Below are 9,221 nucleotides of genomic sequence, written 5' to 3'. Positions count from 1 at the left end.
GGGCCGCGCCGCGGCAGCCCGGCGGCGTCGGCGCGGTGCCCGCGCCACGCCGCCCGTACGGCGCGCAACCCCTGAGCCGGCCCCATCGAGCCGACCGCCCTCACCGAACGCACCAGGTCACGACCGTCCATGCTGCTCACCCTGCCACTCGCCGCTGCCCGCGGGCGTGCCGTTCAACTGCCGTTCATCCACGGGCGGAGCACATCCCACGACACGGCGTGTGTGAGGGGCACCCTGGTGCGGAAGTCGATCACATGGCATCGTCCCTGTCAGCCGCGTCACGCGCACACCCCAGCCCGTGCGCGCGGGACGCACACCATGCGCACAGTCCGGGAGCCGCCCCATGTCGACCGCGAATGCCCTGCCCCTCTGGCAGCCCGATCCGGAACGAATCGCCCGCGCGCGGATCACCGAGTTCCAGTCCTGGGCCGCCCGGCACCACGGTGCCCCCGCCGAGGGCGGGTACGCGGCCCTGCACCGCTGGTCGGTGGAGGAGCTCGAGACCTTCTGGGCAGCCGTCGCACAGTGGTTCGACGTCCGTTTCTCGACGCCGCCCGACCGCGTGCTCGCCGACCGCTCCATGCCGGGCGCCCGGTGGTTCCCCGGCGCGACGCTCAACTACGCCGAACACGCCCTGCGCGCGGCCGCGGACCGGCCCGACGCCCCCGCCCTGCTCCACGTCGACGAGACCCACGAGCCGCGCCCCGTCACCTGGGCCGAGCTGAGCCGCCAGGTCGGCTCCCTGGCCGCCGAGCTGCGGGCCCTGGGCGTGCGCCCCGGAGACCGCGTCAGCGGCTACCTGCCCAACGTCCCCCAGGCCGTCGTCGCCTTCCTCGCCACAGCCGCCGTGGGCGGCGTGTGGACGTCGTGCGCGCCCGACTTCGGCGCCCGCAGCGTCCTCGACCGCTTCCAGCAGGTCGAGCCGGTCGTCCTGTTCACCGTCGACGGATACCGCTACGGCGGCAAGGAACACGACCGGCGGGACGTCGTCGCCGAGCTGCGCCGCGAGCTGCCCACCCTGCGCGCCGTCGTGCACATCCCGCTGCTGGGCACGGACGCCCCCGACGGCGCGCTGGACTGGTCGGCCCTCACCTCCGCCGGCACCGAACCGGTCTTCGACCAGGTGCCCTTCGACCACCCCCTGTGGGTGCTCTACTCCTCCGGCACCACCGGCCTGCCCAAGGCGATCGTCCAGTCCCAGGGCGGCATCCTGCTGGAACACCTCAAGCAGCTCGGCCTGCACTGCGACCTGGGGCCGGACGACCGCTTCTTCTGGTACACCTCGACCGGCTGGATGATGTGGAACTTCCTCGTCTCCGGCCTCCTCACCGGCACGACGATCGTCCTGTACGACGGCAGCCCCGGCTACCCGGACACGGCGGCCCAGTGGCGGATCGCCGAACGCACCGGGGCCACCCTGTACGGCACGTCCGCCGCCTACGTGATGGCCTGCCGCAAGGCCGGCGTGCACCCCGCGCGCGACTTCGACCTGTCCGCGGTGCATTGCGTGGCCACCACCGGCTCGCCGCTCCCGCCCGACGGGTTCCAGTGGCTCCACGACGAGGTGCGCGACGACCTGTGGATCGCCTCCGTCAGCGGCGGAACCGACGTCTGCTCCTGCTTCGCCGGCGCCGTCCCCACGCTGCCGGTGTACGTGGGCGAACTCCAGGCCGCCTGCCTGGGCACCGACCTGCAGTCCTGGGACCCCGCCGGCCGGCCCCTGACCGACGGGGTCGGCGAGCTCGTGGTCACCAACCCCATGCCCTCGATGCCCGTCCACTTCTGGAACGACCCGGACGGCAGCCGCTACCACGACAGCTACTTCGACGTCTATCCCGGCGTGTGGCGGCACGGCGACTGGATCACCGTCACCTCGCGCGGCTCGGTGATCATCCACGGCCGCTCGGACTCCACGCTCAACCGGCAGGGCGTGCGCATGGGGTCCGCCGACATCTACGAGGCGGTCGAGCGGCTGCCCGAGATCCGGGAATCGCTCGTCATCGGCATCGAACAGCCCGACGGCGGCTACTGGATGCCCCTGTTCGTCCACCTGGCCCCCGGGGCCACGCTCGACGACGCCCTGCTGGACCGCATCAAGCAGACCATCCGCCGGGAGCTGTCACCGCGCCACGTCCCGGACGAGGTCATCGAGGTGCCCGGCATCCCGCACACCCTCACCGGCAAGCGCATCGAGGTCCCGGTCAAACGGCTACTCCAGGGCACCCCGCTGGAGAAGGCGGTCAACCCCGGCTCCATCGACAACCTCGACCTGCTGGCGTTCTACGAGGACCTGGCCCGCAAGCGCGCCTGAGCGGCCGGGCGGGGCACGCCCGGGCGAAGCGCGGCCGGGCGGGGCACGTCATCCCCCGTACGTGGCCTCGGACTCACCGAGCACAGCGGCGAAGTCCGAGGCCAGGCGCACCGCGTCGGCCGGGTCCAGCGCGGCCGTGCTGATCCGCACGCCCGCCGGGGACGACAGCCGGAAACGGGCCCCGGCCGCGACCCACCAGCCGTACGACCGCAGCCCGTTGACCACCGCCGACTCGTCCCGGACGGGCACCCACACGTTCATCCCGCTGGCCCCGTACGCCTCGATGCCGCGCGTGCCGAGCTCGCGCAGCAGCGCGGTGCGGCGCAGGGCGTACGTCTCCCCGGCGCGTGCCACCAGGGCACGCGTGCCGTCGTCGGTCAGCAGGCCGTGCAGGACCTCCTGCAGCAGGTGGCTGACCCAGCCCGACGTCAGCAGCATCCGGCCGTCGTGCCGGGACTGGGTGACGGGGTCGCCGGCCGCCGCGGCCCACCGCAGGTCGGCGCCCAGGAACTTGCTCACCGTCCGCACGTGCACCCAGCGCGGCAGACCGGCGGCGGCCAGCGTGTGCAGCGGGGCCCCGGCGACGGCGGAGGCGTGGTCGTTCTCGACGACCAGCACGTCGGCATGCGCCCGGAGGAGGTCCGCCAGCGCGTCCCTGCGGGCCGCGGAGAAGTGACCGCCCCGCGGGTTCTGGGCGCGCGGACTGCACACCACGCAGCGCACCCCGGCCCGCAGCGCCGCCCGCAGCGCGTCCGGCCGCATGCCCTCGTCGTCCACGGCCACCGGCACCGCCCGCAGTCCGAGCGCGGTGAGCAGATCCAGCAGATGGTGGTAGCCGGGGTCCTCCATGGCCACCGCGTCCCCGGGACGCAGCTCCACGGACAGCAGCCGTCCGATCAGGTCCAGCGCCCCGTGGGCGAAGCTCACGTGTGCCGCGGGCACGCCGTCCGGTTCCAGCAGCTCCCGCACCGCCTGTTCCAGCTTGGCCAGCCTGGGCGTCGCCCGGTGCGAGCGCGCGTCGAGGGCCAGGCTCCCGGGAGGGACCGGCCCGGGAAGCAGGGCGGGATCGGGGTGGCCCCCGGCCAGATCCCGCACGCCCTCCGGGACGCGCGGCGGACGCCGTGACGCCACGGCGGGCGCCGGTGCGACCACCGTGCCGCCGCGCCCGCGCGTGACGACGATGCCCCGCCGCCGCAGCTCCTTGTACGCCGTGGCGACCGTCCCCGGGCTGACGCCCAGCTCCTCCGCCAGCCGCCGCACCGGAGGCAGCGCGGCGCCCGGCCCCAACGCGCCCTCCGCCACACCGAGTTCGACCGATGCGGCAATTCCCTTGGCCGTCGTCCCACTGATCGCATATTGTGATGCCACAGAGTTGATTATGTATCAATACATAACTTCACGCAAGGGGGAGCAGTGCATCCGGTGCGCCGCGCAGTCACCTGGTCCGAACGCGTTCCCGGCGGCCCCGACGGCCGCCGCATGGTCACCATCGCCCTCGTCGACCGGATCGGCAGCGGCCTGTGGACCTCCGTGTCCGTCCTCTACTTCACCTACGTCTCCCACCTCTCCGTCGCCCGCATCGGCACCCTCGTCGCCGTCGCCGGAGCCGTCGGCATCATCGGCTCGCCCCTGGCCGGCCACATCGCCGACCGCTTCCCCCTCACGCGCGTGCTGACCGTCGTCCAGACCGTGCGCGCCCTCGCCGCCCTCGCCCTGCTCACCACCGACGACTTCGCCCTGCTCCTCGCCTTCTGCGCCGTCGGCAGCCTCGGCGACCGCGCCGGGAACGTCCTCACCAAGCTGTACGCCACCCGCATCGCCGGCCCCGACCGCGTCCGCTACCAGGCCATCCAGCGCACCGTCGCCAACGCCGGCTGGGCCCTCGGCGGCCTCGCCGCGGCAGCCGCCCTCGCCCTGAACGACTCCGCCGCCTACCAGTGGCTCCTCGTCGGAGACGGCCTGTCCTTCCTCGCCTGCGCCCTGCTCACCCTGCGCTGCGGCGAACCCCCGTCCGCCTCCCGCACCGTCGCCACCTCCCGCGACGACGCCCCCACGACCCGCCCGGCCAGTCCCTGGCGCGACCGCACCTACCTCGCCTACGTCGCCACCGAGACCGTCCTCTTCCTCGACGACGCGGTCTTCAAGGTGGGCCTCCCCCTGTGGATCGTCCACGCCACGGACGCCCCGCACGGCCTTGCTCCCCTGCTGATGGTGCTCAACAACGTGATGGTCGTGGCCCTCCAGGTCCCCCTGGCCCGCTTCGGCGCCACCACCGCGGCCGCCCGCACCCTCCTGCTGCCCCTCAGCGGCCTCTTCTGCCTCGGCGGCATCACCCTCGCCCTCTCCACCGCCGACGGAGCCGTCGCCGCCACCCTCTTCCTCACCGCCGCCGCCGTCGCGTTCACCGTCGCCGAGATGCTCCACGCCACCGTCTCCTGGGAACTCTCCGTCGCCCTCGCACCCGAGGCCGCCCAGGGCTCCTACCTCGGAGCCCACGGCCTCGCCCAGGCCGCCCAGCGCAGCATCGGCCCGCTCACCGTCACCGCCGCCATCGCCGTCGGCCCCCTCGGCTGGGCCGCCTTCGGCACCACCATCGCCGCGACCTGCCTGCTCCAGCACCGGCTGGTGCGCGACCGCCTCACCCGGACCCCACTGTCAGTGCCCCCGACTACGGTGAGTGAGCATTGACCGACTGTGCACAGGGGGACACATGGCACACACCGACCACCGCACCCTCCGACGCGTCCTGCGCCGTGAGATCGCGGGCACCATCGGCCTGCTCACCGACGAACACGACTTCCGCGCCATGCGGCGCTACCGCAGCTTCGCCTTCGAGGACCACCCCACCTACCTCCGGCACGTGGAGGCCGTCCTCAGGACCCGCGCCCTCCAGGGCGGCCACACCACGCTGGCCCTCTTCGACCCCGTGGAGTACGCCGACTACTGCGCCCGTGGCGGCCTCGACCCGGACAGCCACACCAGCCGCACCCGGTTCACCGCCGAACTCGCCGCCACCGGCCCCACCGTCCCCTACGGCGGCGAACCCCTGACCGCGCTCGTCCCCGCCCTCGTCGACGAGGGCGTCCGGCAGGCCACCTGGGAGTACGCCGCCTCCCTCCTCGCCCGCCTGGGCCCCTGCACCACCTGCGGCGAAGACCTGGGCCGCGCGGCCCACGCCCGCGCCTCGCACCTGCTCACCCGCATCCTGGACACCGCCCCGCCCGGCCACCGGCACCTGGTGTGCAGCGTCTCCGGCCCCGCCGAGACCCTCCTCGCCGTTCTCCACGCCGACGACCACGACGGCCGGCCGGACCTGGACGAGGCCGAGGCACTCGAGTTCACCGCCGTCCTCGCCGTCGGACTCGCCACCCACAGCCCGGGCGGACTCGTCGTCCGCATCAGCGCACCCGGCCTCCCCGACCGCGTCCACGGCTGGCGGCTGCGCGGCTACGGCCTCGTCCCGCTCACGGCCGGCGAGGTCTTCGACGCCTACTGCACCGACGCGGAATCCGGAGACCTCATCGCCCCCGAGTCCGACGTCGACTACTGCGCGGCCCCCGACCTCGGCGACAGCGGAACGGGCCCGGCCCACGGTCACTGACACCGGCCACCACGGCCCGGCCCGCACACGCCGAAGGGGCGCTCCCGGCCCACGGGAGCGCCCCTGTCACCGGCCGCCTGCGCGACCGCCCGACTGCCGACGGTCGGACTACTCGCCCGACAGCACCGACCGGGCGGCGCTGCGCGCCTCGTCCGCACTGTCCGCCGCCCGCGCCGCCGACGCGGCCCGCTCGCACTGCGCCAGCGTGTACTTCGCCAGCGTCGCCCGTACATAGGGGATGGACGCCGCGCCCATGGAGAGAGAGGTGACACCCAGACCGGTCAGCACACACGCCAGCAGCGGGTCGGACGCCGCCTCACCGCAGACACCGCAGCTCTTGCCCTCGGCCCGCGCCGCCTCCGCGGACAGCGCCACCAGGTCGAGCAGCGCGGGCTGCCACGGGTCCTGCAGCCGGGACACCGCACCCACCTGCCGGTCGGCGGCGAACGTGTACTGCGCCAGATCGTTCGTGCCCAGCGAGAGGAACTCCACCTCCTGCAGGATCGACCGCGCCCGCAGGGCGGCCGACGGGATCTCGACCATCGCACCGAACTTCGCCCGCAGACCGGCCTCGCGGCAGGCCTCGGCGAACGCCCGGGCATCCGCGCGGTCGGCCACCATCGGGGCCATCACCTCGAGGTACACCGACAGCCCCTCGGCGGCCTCGGCCAGCGCGGACAGCTGCGTCCGCAGCACCTCCGGGTGGTCGAGCAGCGTCCGCAGACCCCGCACGCCCAGGGCGGGGTTCGGCTCGTCGCCCGGGGTCAGGAAGTCCAGCGGCTTGTCCGCACCCGCGTCCAGCACGCGTACGACGACCCGGCCGTCGGGGAACGCCTCCAGCACCTGACGGTACGCCGCGACCTGCTTCTCCTTGGAGGGCGCCTTCTTGCTGTCGTCCAGGAAAAGAAATTCCGTACGGAAGAGACCGACACCCTCGGCACCCGCCTCGACGGCCGCCTCCACATCGGCGGGACCACCGATGTTGGCGAGCAACGGCACCTTGTGCCCGTCGGAGGTCGCCCCCGGACCCGTCGCCGACGCCAGCGCCGCCCGGCGCTCGGCCGCCGCGGCCTCCAGCTGCGCCTTCTTCTCCTCGCTCGGGTTCACGAAGATCTCGCCGGAGCTGCCGTCCACGGCGATCACCGTGCCCTCGGCGAGCTCACCGGCGCCCGGCAGGGCCACCACGGCGGGAACACCGAGCGCCCGCGCCAGGATGGCGCTGTGACTGGTGGGCCCGCCCTCCTCGGTCACGAAACCGAGCACCAGCGTCGGATCGAGCAGCGCGGTGTCCGCGGGAGCCAGATCACGGGCCACGAGCACATACGGCTCGTCGCTGTCCGGGACACCCGGCATCGGCACGCCCAGCAGCCGGGCGACGATGCGGTTGCGCACGTCGTCCAGGTCGGCCACCCGGCCGGCCATGTACTCACCGGCTCCGGCCAGCAGCTCACGGTAGGCGGCGAACGCGTCGTACACCGCCCGCTCGGCGGTGCTCCCGCCGGTGATGCGCCGCTCCACGTCCGTCATCAACTCGGGGTCCTGCGCCATCATGGCCTGCGCCTCGAGCACCGCCTGGGCCTCGCCGCCCGCGAGATTGCCGCGCGCCATCAGGTCGGCGGCGACCGCCTCCACGGCCTTGCGGGCCCGCCCCTGCTCACGCTCGACCTCGTCCGCAGTGATCTGCCTGGCCGGCGGCTCGAGCACGGCCGTACCCATGTGCCGCACCTCGCCGATCGCCACGCCGTGGCTCACGCCCACACCCTGCAGCGTTGTCTCCATCTCACCCGTCTCCGAATAGTGCGGCGCACCCGGCCGCAGCGTTGGTTGTCGTTCTTACGTAAACGCCAGGAGCGCCGGCACCGGCAGCGCGGTCATCACTTCCAGAGGAAGAGGGTGTCACCGGCCGCCACGTCACCGTCCTCGCGCAGCTCCGAGAGCACGTCGGCAGCGGCTTCCAGCGCCACCACCGGGCACACCGGGGACTTGCCGGCGGCCTCGACGGCGGCGGGGTCCCAGCGCACGATGCTCTGACCCCGGGTGACCGTGTCGCCCTTGTTGACGAGCAGCTCGAAGCCCTCGCCGTTCAACTGCACCGTGTCGATGCCGAGGTGGGTGAGGACGCCGTGTCCACCGCCGTCGACGACGACGAAGGCGTGCGGGTGCAGCGAGACGATGACACCGTCCACGGGGGAGACGGCCGTGGAGGGCTCCCGTACGGGATCGATCGCGGTACCCGGGCCGACCATGGCCCCGGAGAAGACGGGATCGGGCACAGCTGCCAGTCCGATGGCCCGTCCTGAGAGCGGGGACGTCACGGTGGTCATGGGAAGCCTCCCGGGTGGAGATCTGGAGAAGCGCGGCCACTACCTGTCCCGGACCGCGCACTGTGCAGCAGGGTATGTCATAGGACGTACCGGTTCCGGGCGGAAGATCCGGATTAGAGGTCTAGACCACATCACCCTAATGGATTTGCACGTGGTCCGCGACCCCGTGTACAGTCGTGACTCCTGCATGGGGCTGAGGGATGCGATCGTGCGTCCTGCCCGGCAGGCAAACCAACTCGTCAGATCCTACTCCTGGGATCCTCTTCTGCGTGCTCGCAGGAGGGTGGTCAAAGGGCCGGAAAAATGCTGATAGAGTCGGAAACACCGAAGGGAAGCGCCCGGAGGAAAGCCCGAGAGGGTGAGTACGAAGGAAGCGTCCGTTCCTTGAGAACTCAACAGCGTGCCAAAAGTCAACGCCAGATATGTTGATGCCCCGTCCATCCGGTTTCGGATGGTCGAGGTTCCTTTGAAATACACACAGCGAGGACGCTGTGAACCATCGGACTATTCCTCCGGTGGTTCCGCTCTCGTGGTGTGACACCCGATTACGGGTACACATTCACGGAGAGTTTGATCCTGGCTCAGGACGAACGCTGGCGGCGTGCTTAACACATGCAAGTCGAACGATGAACCACCTTCGGGTGGGGATTAGTGGCGAACGGGTGAGTAACACGTGGGCAATCTGCCCTGCACTCTGGGACAAGCCCTGGAAACGGGGTCTAATACCGGATACTGAGCCTCGCAGGCATCTGCGGGGTTCGAAAGCTCCGGCGGTGCAGGATGAGCCCGCGGCCTATCAGCTTGTTGGTGAGGTAACGGCTCACCAAGGCGACGACGGGTAGCCGGCCTGAGAGGGCGACCGGCCACACTGGGACTGAGACACGGCCCAGACTCCTACGGGAGGCAGCAGTGGGGAATATTGCACAATGGGCGAAAGCCTGATGCAGCGACGCCGCGTGAGGGATGACGGCCTTCGGGTTGTAAA

At 72.1% G+C, this 9,221-nt stretch carries 6 protein-coding genes and 1 rRNA gene; 4 read left to right on the top strand and 3 right to left on the bottom strand.

Annotated elements, in window-relative coordinates:
* Positions 1-343: 343 nt before the first annotated feature.
* Positions 344-2,311, top strand: a complete 1,968-nt coding sequence (locus G3I53_RS07745; RefSeq protein WP_164332715.1) for an acetoacetate--CoA ligase — start codon at positions 344-346, stop codon at positions 2,309-2,311.
* 48 nt (positions 2,312-2,359) lie between these two features.
* On the opposite strand, the gene G3I53_RS07740 is transcribed toward G3I53_RS07745, so the two are convergent.
* The gene (locus G3I53_RS07740) at positions 2,360-3,679 is read right to left on the bottom strand and encodes an aminotransferase class I/II-fold pyridoxal phosphate-dependent enzyme (protein ID WP_164438154.1); all 1,320 of its coding nucleotides are present in this window, start codon (positions 3,677-3,679) and stop codon (positions 2,360-2,362) included.
* A 54-nt stretch (positions 3,680-3,733) separates the two neighbouring features.
* Between G3I53_RS07740 and G3I53_RS07735 the strand changes: the two genes are divergently transcribed.
* Positions 3,734-4,999, top strand: a complete 1,266-nt coding sequence (locus G3I53_RS07735) for an MFS transporter (RefSeq protein WP_343240568.1) — start codon at positions 3,734-3,736, stop codon at positions 4,997-4,999.
* Positions 5,000-5,021: 22 nt separating this feature from the next.
* A complete protein-coding gene (locus tag G3I53_RS07730) occupies positions 5,022-5,912 on the top strand; it encodes a hypothetical protein (protein ID WP_164333675.1) in 891 nt (296 codons plus the stop codon).
* 108 nt (positions 5,913-6,020) lie between these two features.
* Here G3I53_RS07730 and ptsP read toward each other — a convergent pair whose 3' ends face one another.
* Positions 6,021-7,691, bottom strand: a complete 1,671-nt coding sequence (ptsP, locus tag G3I53_RS07725; RefSeq protein ID WP_164333674.1) for a phosphoenolpyruvate--protein phosphotransferase — start codon at positions 7,689-7,691, stop codon at positions 6,021-6,023.
* A 95-nt stretch (positions 7,692-7,786) separates the two neighbouring features.
* Positions 7,787-8,236 carry a PTS glucose transporter subunit IIA gene (locus G3I53_RS07720; protein WP_164333673.1) on the bottom strand — a complete coding sequence of 150 codons (450 nt, stop codon included), beginning with the start codon at positions 8,234-8,236 and terminating at the stop codon, positions 7,787-7,789.
* A gap of 558 nt (positions 8,237-8,794) precedes the next feature.
* Between G3I53_RS07720 and G3I53_RS07715 the strand changes: the two genes are divergently transcribed.
* Positions 8,795-9,221, top strand: a 16S ribosomal RNA gene (locus G3I53_RS07715); the annotation flags it as partial.

Origin of the sequence: Streptomyces sp. SID14436 (assembly GCF_010548465.1) — a bacterium.
Taxonomy (GTDB): domain Bacteria; phylum Actinomycetota; class Actinomycetes; order Streptomycetales; family Streptomycetaceae; genus Streptomyces.
Note: the sequence above shows the minus strand (reverse complement) of the source record. Positions and strands in the feature narration are given on the sequence as shown.